Source organism: Microbacterium sp. IEGM 1404 (genome assembly GCF_030056775.1).
Lineage (GTDB): Bacteria > Actinomycetota > Actinomycetes > Actinomycetales > Microbacteriaceae > Microbacterium.
This window is the reverse complement of record NZ_JASHKP010000001.1, coordinates 333126-349744: the sequence shown is the minus strand read 5'-3', so window position 1 is coordinate 349744 and position 16619 is coordinate 333126. Positions and strand designations below refer to the sequence as shown.

Genomic DNA, 16619 nt, shown 5'->3' with positions numbered 1-16619 from the left:
TCAGGGTCAGTGCGCCGCGCCACGGGGTCAGCGCGGCGCGTGGAATCGCTGCTGGGCCGTGACGAGCCCGTCCTCGACGAGCAGCTCCACGGCATCCGCAGCGTCCGACACCAGGATGGGCAGCGTCTCGCGCTCCTTCGCGCCGAAGGGATCGAGCACCCAGTCCGCCGGGTCCTGCCGGCCCACGGGGCGACCGATACCGACGCGCACGCGCGGGAATTCGGGCGTCGCGAGCGCCTTCGCCACATCACGGACGCCGTTGTGCCCCCCGTGCCCGCCGCCGACCTTGAGCTTGATCGTGTCGAACGGGATGTCGAGCTCGTCGTGCACGACGACGACGCGCTCGGGATCGACGGCGTAGAAGCGCGCCAGGCCCGAGACCGGCCCGCCCGACACGTTCATGAAACTGTTCGGCTTGGCCAGCACGAGCTTCGCGCCCCCCGGACGCAGCCACGTCTCGACGACGCGCGCGCCTGCCTTATGCGCGCGAAACGACTCGCGCCGTCGGGCGGCGAGTTCGTCGATCACCATCTGCCCGACGTTGTGCCGCGTCGCCTCGTATCGCGGCCCGGGATTCCCGAGCCCGACGATGAGCCACGTGTCCGCCATGGCATCCATCCTTCCGGATCCGCCCACGGACCCTGACATGAAAAAACGAGGGGGCGTGAGACACGCCCCCTCGTCGATCGCGGACCGAACGACGGCCCGCTGAGATCAGTTCTCGTCGCCCTCGGAAGCCGCCTCGGACTCCTCGGACTGCTCCTCGGCGACCTCGGCGTCGGCCTCGGCGATCTCCTCGTCGGCGGCGAGGGTGTCCAGCGGGACCGAGACGCCGATGATGAGCGTCTCGGGCTCGGTGACGAGCGTCGCACCGGCGGGCAGGACCAGGTCGGCCGCGGTGATCTGCGTGCCGTCCTCGAGGCCCTCGACCGAGACCTCGATGTTCTGCGGGATGTGGGTGGCCTCGACCTCGAGCGACACGGTGGTGTTGTCGAGGTTGGCGATCGTGCCGGGGAAGGGCTCGCCGGTGACGAGGATGGGGACGTCGACCGAGACCTTCTCGCCCTTCTTCACGACGATGAGGTCGATGTGCTCGATGATCTGGCGCACCGGGTCCTTCTGGACGTCCTTGACGAGGGTGAGCTGGCTCTTCCCGTTGATGTCGAGGTCGAGCAGCGCGTTGGCGCGACGGATGAGCAGCGACACCTGGTGGCCGGGCAGCGCGACGTGCTGGGGCTCGGTGCCGTGACCGTAGATGACCGCGGGGATCTGGCCGGCGGCGCGCAGACGGCGGGCGTAGCCCTTGCCGAAGTTCTCGCGCACCTCGGCGACGACCTTGTTGTCTTCCGACATGTTCTTCTCCTCGCGGGCACGGGTCCCGCAGCTTGGGAGCGGACGGTGTGTCCGCGCGTATGTGGTCTGGATTCGACTCGAACGCGAGCGCGTGAGGAAAGCCGGAAGCCTTGCATCACCGCGTCGATCACGGATGCGTGAGCGCCCGCCGGGCGCACGAGGACGCATCCCTCGCCGAAGTTCCCGGGAAGTCTACCAGCGACCCGCCCCGCATTTCGACCCGGACACCGGGGCTCCCCCGACCGCCCCGGTAGGATCACAAGAGACTTTCACCCCGACCGGAGGAACATCATGGACAGCGGCTTCTTCTCTCACGTCGTGCTCTGGACGATCGGAGCGGTGACCGCGATCGGTGGCGTCGCCGCGATCGGCGCGCTCTTCTCCATGGGGCGCAACGCCAACTACAAGAAGCACTGACCCGCCGCACCAGAACGCCCCGGCCACCGCTTTATCGAGCGGTCACCGGGGCGTCGTGGTGCGTCAGAGGGCGAACACGACCTTGCCCGAGCGCTGCGAGTCGCGTGCCGTCGCGAAGGCCTCGTCGGCATCCGTCACCGCGAACTCGTGCGTGAGCGCCGCCTCGATCCCGGGAGTGCGCGCGAGCAGCTCCACGGCGCGGTCGATCTCGTCGAGGAAGCGGAACGCCCCGAGGTAGCGCACCTCCTTCGAGATGAAGGGGGCGAGGTTCACCGGCCGCGGGTCGTCCGGCAGCATGCCGACCTGGACGACGGTGCCGCCGGGGCGGACCGACTTCAGCGCGGTCGAGATCGACACGGGCACACCCGAGCACTCCAGGACCACCGCGAAAGAGTTCGGCTCGACAGCTTCGGCGGAGACGTCGATCGTCGCCGACGCCCCCAGCGCCGTGGCGCGTTCGAGCGGGCCGGAGAGCACGTCGGTCGCGGTGACCCGTGCGCCCGCCGCCACGGCCGCGGCCACGGCCATGAGTCCGATCGGACCCGAGCCGGTGACGAGCACGTCGAGTCCGGCCACGTCGCCCGCCTTGCCGAGGGCGTGGAGGGCGACCGCCAGGGGCTCCGCCAGCACCGCGCGGCGCACCGGGAGGTCGTCGGGGAGCACCCGCACCATGTCGGCCTCGACGATCAGGTACTCGGATGCCGCGCCCTGGGTGTGCGGCCAGGTCGAGGCACTGCCGAGATACGATCCCCCGGGCCACAGGTGCGGCGCGTGCTCGATGCCCTCGCGCGGCGTGCCGAAGCGTGCCGGGTGCACGGTCACGGCCGTGCCCGCGGCGAGGACGCCGGAGGGGTCGAGGTCGACCCAGCCCGACAGCTCATGGCCCGGCACGAGCGGTTCGCGCACGACGAAAGCACCGTTGGCGCCCTCGTAGTAGTAGTGCAGGTCGGATCCGCAGATGCCGACGTACTCCACGCGCAGGCGGACCTGGCCCTCCCCGGGTTCGGGCACGGCGACATCGCGCACCGCGGCGGACAGGGCCTTCTCGATCAGCAGAGTTCTCATGGTCTTCCTCTCCGCGGTCAGACGACGGCGGTCATGCCGCCGTCGACGAAGATGTTCTGCCCCGAGACGAAGCTCGACGCGTCGGAGGCGAGGAACAGCAGCGCCCCGTCGAGTTCGGCGAAGTCGCCCCACCGGCGGGCCGGGGTGCGCTGAGTGAGCCACGCGGTGAACTCCGGGTCGTCGACCAGGTCGCGGTTCATCTCGGTCGCGAAGTACCCCGGAGACAGCGCGTTCACCTGGATGCCGAAGCGTGCGAGGTCGGCGGCCATACCGGCGGTCAGCTGAGCGACGCCGCCCTTCGTCGCGGAGTAGGGCGCGATGGTCTGTCGCGCGAGCCGCGACTGCACCGAGGCGACGTTGACGACCTTGCCGGAACCGCGGGCGACCATCGCCGGGGTGACGAATCGCGAGACGTAGAACACTCCGGAGAGGTTGGCCGCGACGATGTCGTCCCAGTCGGCGACCGCGAACTCGTGGATCGGCGCCCGGCGCTGCACGCCCGCGTTGTTGACGAGGATGTCGGGCACGCCGACGTCTCGCAGCAGAGCGGCGATCGCACCCTCGACCGCCACGGCGTCGGTCACGTCGAACGTCACCGCGTGCGCGGGACGACCGGACAGCTCCTCGGCTTCGGCGCGGGTCTGCTCGACCGCGGCCGCGTCGCGACCGTGCACGACGACACGCGCCCCGCGGCGGGCCAGGGTCAGGGCCAGCGCACGGCCGAGGCCCCGCGACGACCCCGTGACGAGGGCGAGACGGTCGGAGACGTCGAACAGGTCGGCGGGCGAACCGGTCACAGGAGCGCTCCGATGCCGAACACGGCGAGCGCCGCGAGGAAGCCGAGCACCGACTCGATGGCCTGCTGCACGGTCCACGTCTTCAGCGTGGTCTTGACGTCCATGCCCATGAGGCGGCCCACCAGCCAGAAGCCGGAGTCGTTGACGTGACCGGCGAACACCGATCCCGCCGCGGTGGCGAGGGTGATCGCGACGACCTGCAGGGGCGAGAAGTTCCCCGCCAGGACGGCGGGCGCGGCGAGACCTGCCGCGGTGACGAGGGCGACGGTGGCGGAGCCCTGCGCGAGACGGAGGATCACGGCGATGATGTACGCCGCGACGATGACCGGCAGTCCCAGGTCGCTGAGGCTGTCGGAGAGCGCGTCACCGATGCCCGAGGCGCGCAGGACGGCACCGAACATTCCACCGGCGCCGGTGATGAGGATGACGGATGCCACGGGTCCGAGCGCCGAGTCCACGACCTTCTCGAGCGCGGTGCCGTTCTCGCCGCGACGGAAGCCGAACACGACGGTGGCCACGAGCACGGTGATGAGCAGGGCGACGGGCGAGTTGCCGAGCAGGACGAGCACCTGCACGAGGGTGTTGTTCTTGTCGACCACGCCGGCGGCGGAGAGCGTCGTCAGCCCGGTGTTCAGGAAGATGAGGAGCATCGGCAGGAGCAGGACCGCGATGACCGTGGCGGGCTTCGGCGGGTTCGCCGGCTGGTCGGCATCCACGTCTCCGAAGAGCGCGGGGACGGGCAGGACGATGCGGCGTGCGATGAACTTCCCCCACAGGTAACCCGAGAGGTACCAGATCGGGAAGGCGATGATGAGGCCGACGATGAGGACAAGTCCGAGGTTGGCGCCGTAGAGGCCGCTCGCGGTGACCGGACCCGGGTGCGGCGGCAGGAAGACGTGCATGACCGAGAAGGCGGCGGCGGCGGGCAGACCGAACAGCAGCACGTTGTTGCCCGAGACGCGACGCGCGATGGCGAAGATGATCGGCAGCATCATGACGAGCCCGGCGTCGAAGAACATCGGGAACCCGAGGATGAGCGAGACGATGCCGAGCGCGAAGGGCGCCCGCTTCTCGCCGAAGATGCGGACGAACGTCTCGGCGAGCGACTGCGCCCCGCCGGAGTGTTCGATCAGACGTCCGAGCATCGCTCCGAGCGCCACGAGCAGCGCGACCGTCCCGAGCGTGCCCCCGAATCCCCCGGTCAAGGTGGTGACGATGGCCGAGACGGGGATGCCGGCGGCGAACGCGGTGGCCAGCGACACGATGATGAGGGCCAGGAAGGCGTGCACCTTCAGCCAGATGATGAGCACGAGGATGAGCGCGATCGCGCCCGCGGCGATGGCGAGTAGTGGCGCCGTGCCGAGTGTCTGGGTCCAGTCGTCCAAGAGATCTCCGTTGATTCAGGGTGGCGCGGCATCGGGCAAGCTGTGATTCGTCCCGCACCTACGGGTGAGTGAGGGCATCTTCACACAAAGATCGTATCTTTGACAGGATAAGGTCGTACCAAAGACCTAAGGAGGGGTCATGGCCCGCGCGTCGCACGGATCACTGGTCGATGCCCTCGGCATGCGCATCGTCGACGGGGAGCTCCCCCCGGGCCACGTCCTCACCCTCGCCGCCCTCGAGGCCGAGTACGGCGTCTCCCGCACCGTCGTGCGCGAGGCCGTGCGCGTGCTGGAGGCGATGGGCATGCTCGAGCAGCGACGCCGGGTCGGCATCACCGTGCGTCCCGCCGCGGACTGGAGCGCCCTGGACACGCGGCTCATCGGCTGGCAGCTCGCGGGCAAGCGCCGCGACCAGCTCATCGCGAACACCACCGAACTCCGCGCCGCGATCGAACCGGTGGCCGCACGACTGAGCGCTCGCCGCGCGACCGACCTGCAGCGCGGGGAGATCCTCCGCCTCGCCGAGGAGCTCGAGCGCCTCGGCGCCGCCGGCCTCGGCAACTCGCCCGAGTACCTCGCGGCCGACATCGCCTTCCACGACCTCATCCTCGTGTCCAGCGGCAACCTCATGCTCGCCGCCGCACGCGCCCCCATCGCCGCCGCGATCGAGGGACGCGCGATGCACGGGCTGACCCCCGGCATCCCGAATCCCGACGCGCTCGACAACCACGTCGCCACCGCCGCCGCGATCAGCCGGGCCGACGCCGACGCCGCCGAGGAGCACACGCGGCTCTACGTCGCCGCCGTGCTCACCGAAGTCCGTCGCTCCATCTGACCCCTTCCCCCGACGAAGAGAGAAGCCATGACCGCCACCGCCCCGATCCTCGTCTTCATGGGCCCTGCCGGCACCGGCAAGTCCACCGTCGCCGGGATGCTCGCCGGCCGCCTCGGGTGGGACTTCCAGGAGGGCGACGACCTGCACCCCGCGGTCAACGTCGCGAAGATGGCAGCCGGGCACGCGCTGAACGACGACGACCGCTGGCCGTGGCTCGACCGCGTCGCCGCGTGGATCGACGGCGAGGTCGCCGCGGGGCGCCCCGGCGTCATCACGTGCTCGGCTCTCAAGCGCAGCTACCGGGACGTGCTGCGCCGCGACGGCGTGACCTTCGTGCTGCTCATGGGCGACCCGAAGCTCGTGCTCGACCGTCTCCTGCGCCGCCAGGGCCACTTCATGCCGCCCGCCCTGCTCACCTCGCAGTTCGAGACCCTGGAGATCCCGGATGCCGACGAGCAGGCGATCCAGATCGACCTCGACCTGACGCCGGGCGAGCAGGTGCAGGAGGTCATCGACCGCCTCCGGCTCACGCACAGCCCGTCCTGAAACACCCGCGGGCCGAGCCGATAAAGTGGCGGAGGCGGCCCGTGTGAGCCCGCCCACCCCCTCGCACCTGAATACGGAGCAACGCATGACGTCGACCACTCCCCCGACCGGACCTTCGACCGACCAGGATCAGGCCCCTCATCAGGCCGCCCAGGTGCACGAGGGTGCGCCCGGCATCGAAGAGGTGGAGCGTCCCACCGCCGAGGCCGACTCCCGCCCGCAGGGCGACGGCGACGGCCGCGCCAACATCGGCGTCGTGGGCCTCGCGGTCATGGGCTCGAACCTGGCGCGCAACCTCGCCAGCCGCGAGGGCAACACCGTCGCGATCTTCAACCGCAGCCACGACAAGACCGAGCACGTGCTCGCCCAGCACCCCGAGGCGAACTTCGTCGCCTCCTTCTCGTACGAGGACTTCGCCGCGTCGCTGTCGAAGCCCCGCACCGCGATCATCATGGTCAAGGCCGGCCGCCCCACCGACTTCGTCATCGACGAGCTGGTGAAGGTCTTCGAGCCGGGCGACATCATCGTCGACGGCGGCAACGCCCTGTTCACCGACACCATCCGCCGCGAGAAGGCCGTCCGCGAGACGGGAATCAACTTCGTCGGCATGGGCGTCTCGGGCGGCGAAGAGGGCGCACTGCGCGGTCCCTCGATCATGCCCGGCGGCTCCGACGAGGCCTGGGCCACGCTCGGCCCGATCCTGAAGTCCATCGCCGCGATCGCCGAGGGCGAGCCCTGCGTCACGCACGTCGGCCACGACGGCGCCGGCCACTTCGTCAAGATGGTGCACAACGGCATCGAGTACGCCGACATGCAGCTCATCGCCGAGGCGTACGACCTCATCCGTCGCGCCACGGGCAAGACCCCCGCCGAGATCGCCGACGTCTTCGCCGAGTGGAACCGCGGCGAGCTGGAGTCGTACCTCATCGAGATCACCGCCGAGGTGCTGCGTCAGACCGACGCCGACACGGGCAAGCCCCTCGTCGACGTCATCCTCGACCAGGCCGGCGCCAAGGGCACCGGCGCCTGGACCGTGCAGACCGCCCTCGACCTGGGCGTGCCCGTCTCGGGCATCGCGGAGGCCACGTTCGCGCGGTCGCTGTCGAGCCACCCCGAGCAGCGCGAGGTCTCGGGCGACCTCCCGGGCCCCGACATCTCGGAGGGCGTCGTCTTCCTCGAGGGCGAGGATGCCGACACCTTCATCGAGCAGGTGCGCCTGGCGCTGTACGCCTCGAAGATCGTCGCCTACAGCCAGGGCTTCGACGAGATCCGCGCCGGCGCAGCCCAGTACGACTGGAACATCGACCTCGGCGCGGTGTCGAAGATCTGGCGCGGCGGCTGCATCATCCGCGCGCAGTTCCTCAACCGCATCGCCGAGGCCTACGACGCCGAGCCCGGACTGCCCGTGCTGCTCACGGCGCCGTACTTCGTCGAGGCCCTCGGCCGCGCTCAGACGCCGTGGCGCAACATCGTGTCGCTGGCGGCGGCCGCCGGCATCCCGGCTCCCGCGTTCAGCTCGTCGCTGGCCTACTACGACGGCCTGCGCGCCGAGCGTCTGCCCGCCGCCCTCATCCAGGGTCAGCGCGACTTCTTCGGTGCGCACACCTACCGCCGCATCGACAAGGAGGGCACGTTCCACACCCTCTGGTCCGGCGACCGCACCGAGATCGAGGCAGAGGACACGCACTGACGACAGCGCTCACGAGGCGGCGGCGGGCGTTGCTCGTCGCCGCCTCGGCGCTGTACGCCTTCGGGCTCTGGTGGATGACGCTGCGCCCCACGCCGTACGACGACGGCACCGCGGGAGTGCTCCGCGCGTTCCTCGGACTCCTCGCCTCCTCGCCGGCGACGGCGTGGGTCACCTTCGGCGTCGTCGAGTTCGCCGCCAACGTCGTGATGTTCGTCCCGTTCGGGGTGCTCGCGATCCTCTGGGGCGGGGCCTGGTGGGTCGGCATCCTGAGCGGTCTGGCCACGAGCGCGGTGATCGAGACGAGCCAGGCGCTGTTCCTGCCGACGCGCGTCGCCGACGCGCGCGACCTTCTGGCGAACACCCTCGGCACGGCCCTCGGAGTCGCCGTGGGACTGCTCGTGGCGCGCGCTGTCCGTCTTCACAGCGAGCGCATAGCCGACGCCATAGAAAGCTCATAGATACCGGCGCACAATGAGAGCCATGACCGCAACGGCCCCTGCTCCCGCCTTCACCCGCCCGGACGGCAGCGCCCTCCGCGTCCTCGTCGTCGACGACGAGCAGATGCTCACTGACCTGCTGTCGATGGCCCTCCGCATGGAGGGCTGGGAGGTCCGCACCGCGGGCTCCGGCTTCGACGCCCTGCAGTCCGCCCGCGATTTCGAACCGGATGCCATGGTGCTCGACATCATGATGCCCGATCTCGACGGGATGGCCGTGCTGCAGCGGCTGCGCCACTCGGGCAACGACGTTCCGGTGCTCTTCCTCACCGCGAAGGACGCCGTCGCCGACCGGGTCGCGGGGCTCACGGCGGGGGGCGACGACTACGTCACGAAGCCCTTCAGCCTCGAGGAGGTCGTGGCGCGGCTGCGCGGCCTCATGCGCCGTGCCGGCACCGCGTCCACGCGCGACTCCGAGCCGATCCTGCGGGTGGGCGACCTGTCGCTGAACGAGGACAGCCACGAAGTGGTCCGCGCGGGCACCGAGATCGAGCTGACCGCCACCGAGTTCGAGCTGCTGCGCTTCCTCATGCGCAACCAGCGCCGCGTCGTGTCGAAGGCGCAGATCCTGGACCGCGTCTGGAACTACGACTTCGGCGGGCGCTCGAGCGTCGTCGAGCTGTACATCTCGTACCTCCGCAAGAAGATCGACGCGGGCCACGAACCGCTCATCCACACGGTCCGGGGCGTCGGCTACATGATCAAAGCGCCTCAGTGACCCGACAGAAGGCGCGCCACCGCTGGACGCTGCAGTCGCGCCTGATGGTCGCGGTGATCGGCATGGTGGCGTTCATCCTGGTGATGATCGCGGTGTCCACGAGCGCGATCATCACGGGCGTCCTGCAGACGAACCTCACGGCGCAGGTCGCGGCCGCCGGCAACAACGTCGCGGTCGGACCGACGAGCACCGCGAGCGACGTCCTCGCCGCGGGCCCGTTCCCCGACGGCACCGTGCTCGTGCTGCGCAGCGCCAGCACGGGCGACACCGGCGCCTACGTCGACGGACGGTCGGTGAAGGCGCTCGACGACGAGCAGGTGAGTGAGATCCGCGACGCCGTCGCGAATGCCGTCACGACCGGGGCCTCCTCCTCCGACACCGTCGATCTGCCGGGACTCGGGGACTACCGCATCGGCGTGCGAGGAAACCAGTTCGGGACCGTCGCGGTGCTCGGACTCCCCCTCAGCCAGATCACCGCGACGATCGGCACCATCCTCACCACCGTCGCCCTGGTGACGGCGGGCGGTCTGCTGCTGCTCTCCGCGATCATCGCGGTCGTCATCCGCGTGGGCCTCCGGCCGTTGCGCTCCGTCGCCGAGACGGCGACCCGGGTGGCCTCCATCCGGATGGACCAGGGCGACGTCTCGATCGACGAACGCGTGCCCGAGGAGCAGGTGGACGAGCACAGCGAGATCGGACAGGTCGGTCTGGCGCTGAACTCGCTGCTGGACCGGGTCGATGCCTCGCTCGCCGCCCGCCAGCGGAACGAGGAACTCATGCGTCGATTCGTCGCGGATGCCAGCCACGAGCTGCGGACGCCCCTGGCATCCATCCGGGGGTTCTCCGAGCTGTCGCTGCGCGCCATCCGCCAGTCGCAGGACGACGAGAGCCGCCAGCGCATCGCGATGGCCGTGGAAACGACCGAGCAGTCGCTCGAGCGCATCCAGGCGCAGTCGCTGCGGATGACCACGCTCGTCGAGGACCTGTTGCTTCTGGCACGCCTGGACGAGGGACAGGAACTCGTCTACGGCACCGTCGACCTCACGCGTCTCGCGGTCGAGGCGGTCGGCGACGCCCGCCCCGCCGGCCCAGATCACGCGTGGTCGCTCGAGGTCGACGACGAGCCGGTGGAACTCGCCGGTGACGCGGCGCGCCTGAACCAGGTCGTGGCCAATCTGCTCGCCAACGCCCGCACGCACACGCCCGCCGGGACGGAGGTCACGGTCTCGGTGACCCGTGAGGGCGAGGACGCCGTGCTCCGCGTGCACGACGACGGTCCCGGAATCGATCCGTCCGTGGCCCCGCAGCTGTTCGCGCGGTTCTCCCGCGCCGACCGGTCGCGCGATCGCAAGACCGGCGGCACGGGCCTCGGGCTCTCGATCGCGAAGGCGATCGTGGAGGCCCACGACGGCACGCTCACGGTGCAGAGCACACCGGGCGACACGACGTTCGAGATGCGACTCCCGGCCAAGCCCGCCGACCCGGTGTGACGCGGGCGCAGAGAGCGCCCGCATCCGCCCTGCCCGGTCTGATCGTCGGGATCATGGTCCTCGTCGCCGGAGTGGCGATCGTGGGGTATCGCCGACCGGTGTACGCAGCCGCGACGAGAACGGAGGCGCGGTGGTTCACGAGGGGTTCCGCCGACCGCGCTCCGCGACTCCGGGGCCCCTTCCCGGTCGCCCTCATCGGCGCGTTCGGTGCGCTGGCGGGTGTCGTCATGATCGGCTACGCGCTGTGGGGGCTCTCGGGCTGATCGCCCGGACGGCGATTCGCGGGAACCGGACGCCGGCCTTCGTCAGTAGCCCGCGAAGGCGTCCGTGATGAGCGAGGTCGCGCGCGACAGCGCGGGGGCGAGCGACGCGATCAGCCGCGGCGGTCCGGACACGTACGCCGTGCGCTGCGCGATGTCGGGCACCGCGCGCAGGAGCGCGTCGGCATCCACCCGGTCGGGACCGGCCCACACCCACCCGGCGGGGAGATCGCGCGGCTCGTCGCGGGAGAACACGACCACGGGGATGCCGGCGGTCGCGATGTCGTCGCGGAACGCGAGCTCGCTCGCTTCGGAGACGACGTACACGAGCACGACGTCGCGGGTCTGACCGGTCGCCGTGAGGTGACGCAGCTGCGAGACGAACGGCGTCACGCCGATGCCGGCCGCGACCAGGAGCACCGGGGACGTCGGACGCGACGGAAGCACGAAGTCGCCCCACACGCCCGTCACGGCGAGCGTGCCGCCGACGGGCACGTCGGCGAGGGCTCGCTTGTACGACGACTGCGAGCCGTCCTTGAAGGCGATGCGCACGGTCGGCAGGTCCTCGGGGGCCGAGGCGATCGAGAACTCCCTCCGCGTGCCGCGGGCGTCGGGACGGCGGTGCGGCACGTCGAGCTCGAGATACTGCCCGGGCGAGAAGGTGAACGACCGCGCGGCCCGGAACGTCAGCTCGCGCACGGTCGGGGTGAGGTCGCGTCGCGCCTCGAGCCGGAGTCGCACGGCGGCGCGCAGGCAGAACAGGAACGCCACGAGATTGCCCATGAGCAGGGCGCGCTCCTGGCCGAGGGTGATCCCTCCGAGCGCGATCGGCCAGCCCGCGAGCACGCCGACGACGACGGCGACGACGAACTGCTGCCGGCGACGGGGAGGCAGGGTCAGCGGCTCGGACAGCATGAACGCGCCGAGGAACAGGAACGGCGACGAGAACGCGACCTGCACGAGCACCGCGGGAACGTCGAGGGGGAAGCCCGCCGCCTGGAACTGCACGGTCGTGCGGACGAAGGCCACCACGGCCGCCACCAGCCAGAACACCGCCACGATCGCGAAGCGCTCGGTGCGCGCCAGGAGCAGGATCCCCAGCACCAGCACGGGACCTGCGAGCCAGGGCGACCCCACCCACCACGCCGACGCGCCGAGGTCGGGCGCCCAGATGCCCACGATCGTGAGCACGGTCGCGCCCGTCGCCGCCGGGTTGAAGATGTGCCGCCCGCGCCACGCGAGCACGTACTTCGACAGGGATGCCGCGACCCCGGCGAGCACGAGCCCGGCGAGGCCCAGCGGCTCCACGGTCGGGCGTACGACGAACAGCAGGATCGCGGCCGTGATGAGCGAGGATTCCAGGCGCCGTGGCATCCGGAGCACGCTCTGCGCGACGAGGTCGGTGAGGCCGCACGCGAGGGCGAGCACCACGGCGCTCACGAGAATCTCGAGCGGGTCGGGGACCACGAGTCCCGCGAACGCCAGGGCGAGGGCGATGAGCGTCAGGAGGCCCAGCGACGCCAGCACGAGCCGGTACATCGAGACGCGGCCGAGGACGCCGAGGACCCGGGTCGAACCGGCGGTCAGGGTCGCACTCATCAGAAGATCTCTCCCTCGAATCCGGGCGACCACTCGACGCGGCCGTCGGTGCGCATCCGCACCCAGGGTGCGTTCCAGGCGGCCGCGAGCTCGGGACCGCCGTCGAAGAACAGGGCCGTCGCCAGGGCGTCCGCGCGCATCGCGGTGTCGGCGACCGCCCAGGTGGCCGCATACGCCTGGACGGGCGCTCCCGTGCGGGCGTCGAGGACGTGGTGGAGCCCGTCGCCCCACGCGCGGCGCGTGATGGCCGAGGCGCAGAGCGCCGCATCGCGGACCTCCACGATGCCGATCGCGCGGGTGGGGTCGTACGGGTGCTCGAGTCCGATGCGGACGGGCGCTCCGCTCACGGCGAGGTCTCCCGAACCGTCGACGATCACGTCGCCGTCGACATCGGTGCGGACGACCTCGAGCACGCGGTCCACCAGTCGCCCCTTGCCGAGCGCGCCCACGTCCAGCGTGGCGGGGCGGGACAGCGAGAGGAGGCCGCTCCCCCACGCCACGACCGCGCGCCAGACCGGCGCGGGCTCCGGCGTCCCCCACGGCGCGAGCGTCAGGCGCGCGTCGTACCCGAGCCGGGCCAGGGCGTCGCCGACGAGCGGGTTCACCGCCCCGCGCGTCGCGACGTCGAGTTCGTCGTAGAGCGCCAGCATGGCATCCGTGTCGCGAGGCGCGTCGATGGATGCCACGCGTCCCTCCGCGAGCGAGGACACCAGCGAGTCGCCGCGGAAACGCGACCACTCGCGGTCGAACCCGTCGACGACGTCGGCGACCGCGGCGCGCGTGGCCTCGGGCAACGGCTCCGCCGTCTCGATCGCCCAGGCGGTGCCGATCGCGTCGAACGTCCACACCGCACCGGTCGCGGTCGCCGAGGTCACGAGATCAGGCCTTCGCCTCGGACTTGATCGTCTCGAGGGCCGTCATGAAGCCGCCGCTGGTGAGCGAGGACCCCGCGACCTTGCTGACGGAGATCTCGTCGACGTTCTTGCCGACCACCTCGTCCTTGATGCCCCCGATGAACTCGCTCTGGTAGCGGCGGGATTCCGCCGCCTGCGGGTCACCGGTCACCGTGACATCGGTCACCGTGTCGCCCGCGATCGTGAGGGTCACGTCGACCGTCTCGACGCTCTCGGGGGTGGCGTACTGGCCCGTGGCCTCGTACGTGCCGTCGGTGTAGACGGTGCTGGACGCCGCCGCGCTGGAGGACGCGTCGGCCGTGGCGCTCGCGCTCGGCGTCGAGGACGCCGCGGGAGCGGACGACGATTCCGCGGGCGCGGCCGCGTCGGCGTTGCCGCCGGAGCATCCGGCGAGGGTGACCACTCCGGCCACGCCCAGGAGGGCGGTGCCGATGCGGACGGGGCGGGGGACGGCGGTCGTTCGGATCATGAGGGTCCTCTTTCGGTCGTGCCTCGCGGAGCGGTCGTGCTCACGATGAACACACGATCTCGAAACGGACCTGGTTCAGACCTCACCGAACCTATGAGTGCGCCATGAATGTCAGGCGTCGCCGCCGAACATGCTGGTGACGGAACCGTCCTCGAAGACCTCGTGGATCGCGCGCGCGAGCAGCGGCGCGATCGGCAGGACCGTGAGGCGGTCGAACCGACGCTCGGGGGGCAGCGGGACGGTGTCGGTCACGACGACCTCGTCGATCGCGGGGTCCTGCAGACGCTCGGTCGCGGGATCGCTGAAGATCGCGTGGGTCGCGGCGACGATGACCTTGCGCGCACCGCTCGCCTTGAGCGCCTGCGCGGCCTTCTGGATCGTGCCGCCGGTGTCGATCATGTCGTCGACGAGGAGGCACGTGCGGCCCTTCACGTCACCGACGATCTCGTGCACCGAGACCTGGTTGGCGACCTTCGGGTCACGACGCTTGTGGATGATGGCGAGGGGGGCGCCCAGGCTGTCGGACCACGTGTCGGCGACGCGCACCCGACCCATGTCGGGTGAGACGACCGTGAGGGTCTCGCGGTCCTCGCCCGTGAGGCCCTGTTCGAAGTGCTCGAGCAGGACGGGCTTGGCGAAGAGGTGGTCGACGGGGCCGTCGAAGAAGCCCTGGATCTGCGCGGCGTGCAGATCGACGCTCATGATGCGGTCGGCGCCGGCGGTCTTCAGCAGGTCGGCGATGAGGCGGGCGCTGATCGGCTCGCGGCCTCGGCCCTTCTTGTCCTGACGCGAGTACGGGTAGTACGGCGCCACGACCGTGATGCGCTTCGCCGAGGCGCGCTTGAGGGCGTCCAGCATGATCAGCAGCTCCATGAGCCACTCGTTGACCGGCGGGCCGAACGACTGCACGACGAACACGTCGCAGCCGCGGATCGAGACCTCGAAGCGCGTGTAGATCTCGCCCGAGGCGAAGGTCCGGTGCTCGGTCGGCGCGAGCTCGGTGCCGAGGTGACGGGCGACCTCGTGCGCGAGCTCGGGGTGCGAGCGACCCGAGGCGACGACGAGCCGCTTCTTGGTCTTGGCGACGAGCCCGGGGGCGATGCCGTTGTCGCGGTCGAGATCTACACGGTTCTTCTTACGAGCCATCGCGCGCTTCCTGTTCACCCCGGGCCCGCACGGCCACGTCGGCCGCTCCGGTGCCCGGTCGATTCTTCTCGACCCACCCCTCGATGTTCCGCTGGGGGGCAACGCTGAGTGCCAGGGCACCGGCGGGGACGTCCTTGCGGATCACTGCACCGGCACCGGTCTTGGCGCCATCCCCAATCGTAACGGGCGCGACGAAGACGTTGTGCGAGCCGCTGTGCACCTCGTCGCCGATGACGGTGCGGTGCTTGGCGATGTCGTCGTAGTTGGCGGTGATCGCTCCGGCGCCGAGATTGACGTTGCGCCCGATCTCGGTGTCGCCGATGTACGACAGGTGCGGCACCTTGCTGCCCTCGCCGATGGAGGAGTTCTTCACCTCGACGAACGTGCCGACCTTGCCGTTCACGCCGACGCGGGCGTTGGGTCGGAGGTACGCGAACGGGCCGACCGTCGCGCCGGCTTCGACGACGGCGAGGGTCGCGTCGGTCCGCGTGATCGTGACGTCCTCGCCGACCTCGCAGTCCACCAGGCTCGTGTCCGGCCCGATCGTCGCGCCCGCGGCGATCACCGTGGCCCCGCGGACGTGCGTGTTCGGAAGGAGCGTCACATCCGGCGCGAGCACCGCGGTGACGTCGATCCACGTGGTGGCGGGGTCGACGACCGTGACGCCCTCGCGCTGCCAGTGCCGGACGGTACGAGCGTTGAGCGTGCGCCCCGCCTCCGACAGCTGGATGCGGTCGTTCACCCCGAGAGCGGCGGACGCGTCGGGAGTGATGGATGCCGCGACGCCCAGTTCCGCATCGCGCAGCAGGGCGATCACGTCGGTGAGGTACTTCTCGCCCTGGGCGTTCGCCGTCCCGACCCGCGCGAGCTGGTCGCGCAGCGGAGCCGCGCGGAAGACGTAGACGCCGACGTTGATCTCCGTGACCGCGGCCTCGTCGGCCGTGGCATCCTTCTGCTCCACGATCCGGCGCACGCCGCGGGCGTCGTCGCGGATGACCCGGCCGTACCCCTGCGGGTCGTCCACGTGAGCGGTGAGGAGGGTGACCGCCGATCCTCCGGAGCGGTGCGTCTCGACGAGGTCGGCGAGCGTGTGCGTCTGGAGCAGCGGGACGTCGCCGCTGAGGACCAGCACGTCACCGGCGAAGTCCTCGAGCGCGCCGAGGGCGGCCTCGACGGCACGACCGGTGCCGGGGATCTCGTCCTGGTCGACGATGACCACGCCCGGCGCCAGCTCGGCGACGGTCTCCGCGACGCGGTCGCGTTCGTGCCGGACGACCACCACGATGCGGGCGGGATCCAGGGATGCCGCGGTGTCGAGCACGTGACCGACGAGCGGGCGACCACCGACGGCGTGAAGGATCTTCGGGGTGCGCGATCGCATGCGGGTGCCTTGGCCCGCGGCGAGGACGACGACGGCGAGCTCGGTCGATGAGGTCAT

The 16619-nt window shown here is 70.8% G+C and carries 18 protein-coding genes; 8 read left to right on the top strand and 10 right to left on the bottom strand.

Translation table 11 applies throughout. The features are described 5' to 3' along the window. Positions 1–27: 27 nt before the first annotated feature. Both pth and QM517_RS01710 read right to left on the bottom strand, forming a co-directional pair. Entirely contained in the window at positions 28–609 is a 582-nt protein-coding gene (pth, locus tag QM517_RS01715; protein ID WP_283284710.1) for an aminoacyl-tRNA hydrolase, read from the bottom strand. Between the two features lie 105 nt (positions 610–714). Further along, positions 715–1353, bottom strand: coding sequence for a 50S ribosomal protein L25/general stress protein Ctc (locus QM517_RS01710; RefSeq protein WP_077051869.1), 639 nt, complete (start codon positions 1351–1353; stop codon positions 715–717). Between the two features lie 291 nt (positions 1354–1644). On the opposite strand from QM517_RS01710, the gene QM517_RS01705 reads away from it, so the two are divergent. Further along, positions 1645–1770 (top strand): hypothetical protein, encoded by a 126-nt coding sequence (locus QM517_RS01705; RefSeq protein WP_272918310.1) that lies wholly within the window; start codon positions 1645–1647, stop codon positions 1768–1770. A 63-nt stretch (positions 1771–1833) separates the two neighbouring features. On the opposite strand, the gene QM517_RS01700 is transcribed toward QM517_RS01705, so the two are convergent. Genes QM517_RS01700 through QM517_RS01690 form a run of 3 tightly spaced genes read right to left on the bottom strand, consistent with a single transcriptional unit; the run spans position 1834 to position 5017 of the window. Continuing rightward, on the bottom strand, positions 1834–2835 hold the full coding sequence (locus QM517_RS01700; protein WP_283284706.1) for a zinc-binding dehydrogenase: 1002 nt from the start codon (positions 2833–2835) through the stop codon (positions 1834–1836). Positions 2836–2852: 17 nt separating this feature from the next. Then, positions 2853–3632, bottom strand: coding sequence for an SDR family oxidoreductase (locus QM517_RS01695; protein WP_077051871.1), 780 nt, complete (start codon positions 3630–3632; stop codon positions 2853–2855). Beyond that, positions 3629–5017: a GntP family permease gene (locus QM517_RS01690; protein ID WP_077051872.1), complete on the bottom strand. Its 1389-nt coding sequence runs from the start codon at positions 5015–5017 to the stop codon at positions 3629–3631. The genes QM517_RS01695 and QM517_RS01690 overlap by 4 nt, the downstream gene beginning before the upstream one ends. A 139-nt stretch (positions 5018–5156) precedes the next feature. Here QM517_RS01690 and QM517_RS01685 point away from each other — a divergent pair, with 139 nt between their 5' ends. The 7 genes from QM517_RS01685 to QM517_RS01655 all read left to right on the top strand — a co-directional run bounded on the left by QM517_RS01685 (position 5157) and on the right by QM517_RS01655 (position 11056). Next, complete coding sequence (locus tag QM517_RS01685) at positions 5157–5852, top strand: FadR/GntR family transcriptional regulator (protein WP_283284702.1); 696 nt, start codon at positions 5157–5159, stop codon at positions 5850–5852. Between the two features lie 27 nt (positions 5853–5879). Continuing rightward, positions 5880–6398 (top strand): gluconokinase, encoded by a 519-nt coding sequence (locus QM517_RS01680; protein ID WP_283284701.1) that lies wholly within the window; start codon positions 5880–5882, stop codon positions 6396–6398. 85 nt (positions 6399–6483) lie between these two features. Continuing rightward, positions 6484–8088: an NADP-dependent phosphogluconate dehydrogenase gene (gene gndA / locus QM517_RS01675; RefSeq protein WP_077051875.1), complete on the top strand. Its 1605-nt coding sequence runs from the start codon at positions 6484–6486 to the stop codon at positions 8086–8088. 29 nt (positions 8089–8117) lie between these two features. Continuing rightward, positions 8118–8546, top strand: coding sequence for a VanZ family protein (locus tag QM517_RS01670; RefSeq protein ID WP_283284697.1), 429 nt, complete (start codon positions 8118–8120; stop codon positions 8544–8546). A 22-nt stretch (positions 8547–8568) separates the two neighbouring features. After that, positions 8569–9303 carry a response regulator transcription factor gene (locus QM517_RS01665; RefSeq protein ID WP_077051876.1) on the top strand — a complete coding sequence of 245 codons (735 nt, stop codon included), beginning with the start codon at positions 8569–8571 and terminating at the stop codon, positions 9301–9303. A 44-nt stretch (positions 9304–9347) separates the two neighbouring features. Beyond that, on the top strand, positions 9348–10793 hold the full coding sequence (locus QM517_RS01660) for a sensor histidine kinase (protein ID WP_303655349.1): 1446 nt from the start codon (positions 9348–9350) through the stop codon (positions 10791–10793). 53 nt (positions 10794–10846) lie between these two features. Next, entirely contained in the window at positions 10847–11056 is a 210-nt protein-coding gene (locus QM517_RS01655) for a hypothetical protein (RefSeq protein WP_283284692.1), read from the top strand. A 42-nt stretch (positions 11057–11098) separates the two neighbouring features. On the opposite strand, the gene QM517_RS01650 is transcribed toward QM517_RS01655, so the two are convergent. The 5 genes from QM517_RS01650 to glmU form a co-directional block, all read right to left on the bottom strand. Further along, positions 11099–12652 (bottom strand): FAD-dependent oxidoreductase, encoded by a 1554-nt coding sequence (locus tag QM517_RS01650; protein WP_283284691.1) that lies wholly within the window; start codon positions 12650–12652, stop codon positions 11099–11101. Next, positions 12652–13527, bottom strand: a complete 876-nt coding sequence (locus QM517_RS01645; protein ID WP_283284689.1) for an FAD:protein FMN transferase — start codon at positions 13525–13527, stop codon at positions 12652–12654. Before QM517_RS01645 ends, QM517_RS01650 begins: the two co-directional genes overlap by 1 nt. 4 nt (positions 13528–13531) lie before the next feature. Further along, positions 13532–14035 (bottom strand): hypothetical protein, encoded by a 504-nt coding sequence (locus QM517_RS01640; RefSeq protein ID WP_278102070.1) that lies wholly within the window; start codon positions 14033–14035, stop codon positions 13532–13534. Between the two features lie 111 nt (positions 14036–14146). Then, the gene (locus QM517_RS01635) at positions 14147–15181 is read right to left on the bottom strand and encodes a ribose-phosphate diphosphokinase (RefSeq protein ID WP_076493865.1); all 1035 of its coding nucleotides are present in this window, start codon (positions 15179–15181) and stop codon (positions 14147–14149) included. Beyond that, positions 15171–16619 carry a bifunctional UDP-N-acetylglucosamine diphosphorylase/glucosamine-1-phosphate N-acetyltransferase GlmU gene (gene glmU / locus QM517_RS01630; RefSeq protein ID WP_283284685.1) on the bottom strand — a complete coding sequence of 483 codons (1449 nt, stop codon included), beginning with the start codon at positions 16617–16619 and terminating at the stop codon, positions 15171–15173. Before glmU ends, QM517_RS01635 begins: the two co-directional genes overlap by 11 nt.

Bases quoted from the DNA above. Each gene is read 5' to 3' on its own strand.
- glmU (WP_283284685.1), bottom strand. From the start codon at position 16,619: ATGACCTCATCGACCGAGCTCGCCGTCGTCGTCCTCGCCGCGGGCCAA.
- QM517_RS01680 (WP_283284701.1), top strand. From the start codon at position 5,880: ATGACCGCCACCGCCCCGATCCTCGTCTTCATGGGCCCTGCCGGCACC.
- gndA (WP_077051875.1), top strand. From the start codon at position 6,484: ATGACGTCGACCACTCCCCCGACCGGACCTTCGACCGACCAGGATCAG.
- QM517_RS01705 (WP_272918310.1), top strand. From the start codon at position 1,645: ATGGACAGCGGCTTCTTCTCTCACGTCGTGCTCTGGACGATCGGAGCG.
- QM517_RS01655 (WP_283284692.1), top strand. From the start codon at position 10,847: ATGGTCCTCGTCGCCGGAGTGGCGATCGTGGGGTATCGCCGACCGGTG.
- QM517_RS01660 (WP_303655349.1), top strand. From the start codon at position 9,348: ATGGTCGCGGTGATCGGCATGGTGGCGTTCATCCTGGTGATGATCGCG.
- QM517_RS01665 (WP_077051876.1), top strand. From the start codon at position 8,569: ATGACCGCAACGGCCCCTGCTCCCGCCTTCACCCGCCCGGACGGCAGC.
- QM517_RS01685 (WP_283284702.1), top strand. From the start codon at position 5,157: ATGGCCCGCGCGTCGCACGGATCACTGGTCGATGCCCTCGGCATGCGC.
- QM517_RS01650 (WP_283284691.1), bottom strand. From the start codon at position 12,652: ATGAGTGCGACCCTGACCGCCGGTTCGACCCGGGTCCTCGGCGTCCTC.
- QM517_RS01700 (WP_283284706.1), bottom strand. From the start codon at position 2,835: ATGAGAACTCTGCTGATCGAGAAGGCCCTGTCCGCCGCGGTGCGCGAT.
- QM517_RS01710 (WP_077051869.1), bottom strand. From the start codon at position 1,353: ATGTCGGAAGACAACAAGGTCGTCGCCGAGGTGCGCGAGAACTTCGGC.
- pth (WP_283284710.1), bottom strand. From the start codon at position 609: ATGGCGGACACGTGGCTCATCGTCGGGCTCGGGAATCCCGGGCCGCGA.
- QM517_RS01640 (WP_278102070.1), bottom strand. From the start codon at position 14,035: ATGATCCGAACGACCGCCGTCCCCCGCCCCGTCCGCATCGGCACCGCC.
- QM517_RS01635 (WP_076493865.1), bottom strand. From the start codon at position 15,181: ATGGCTCGTAAGAAGAACCGTGTAGATCTCGACCGCGACAACGGCATC.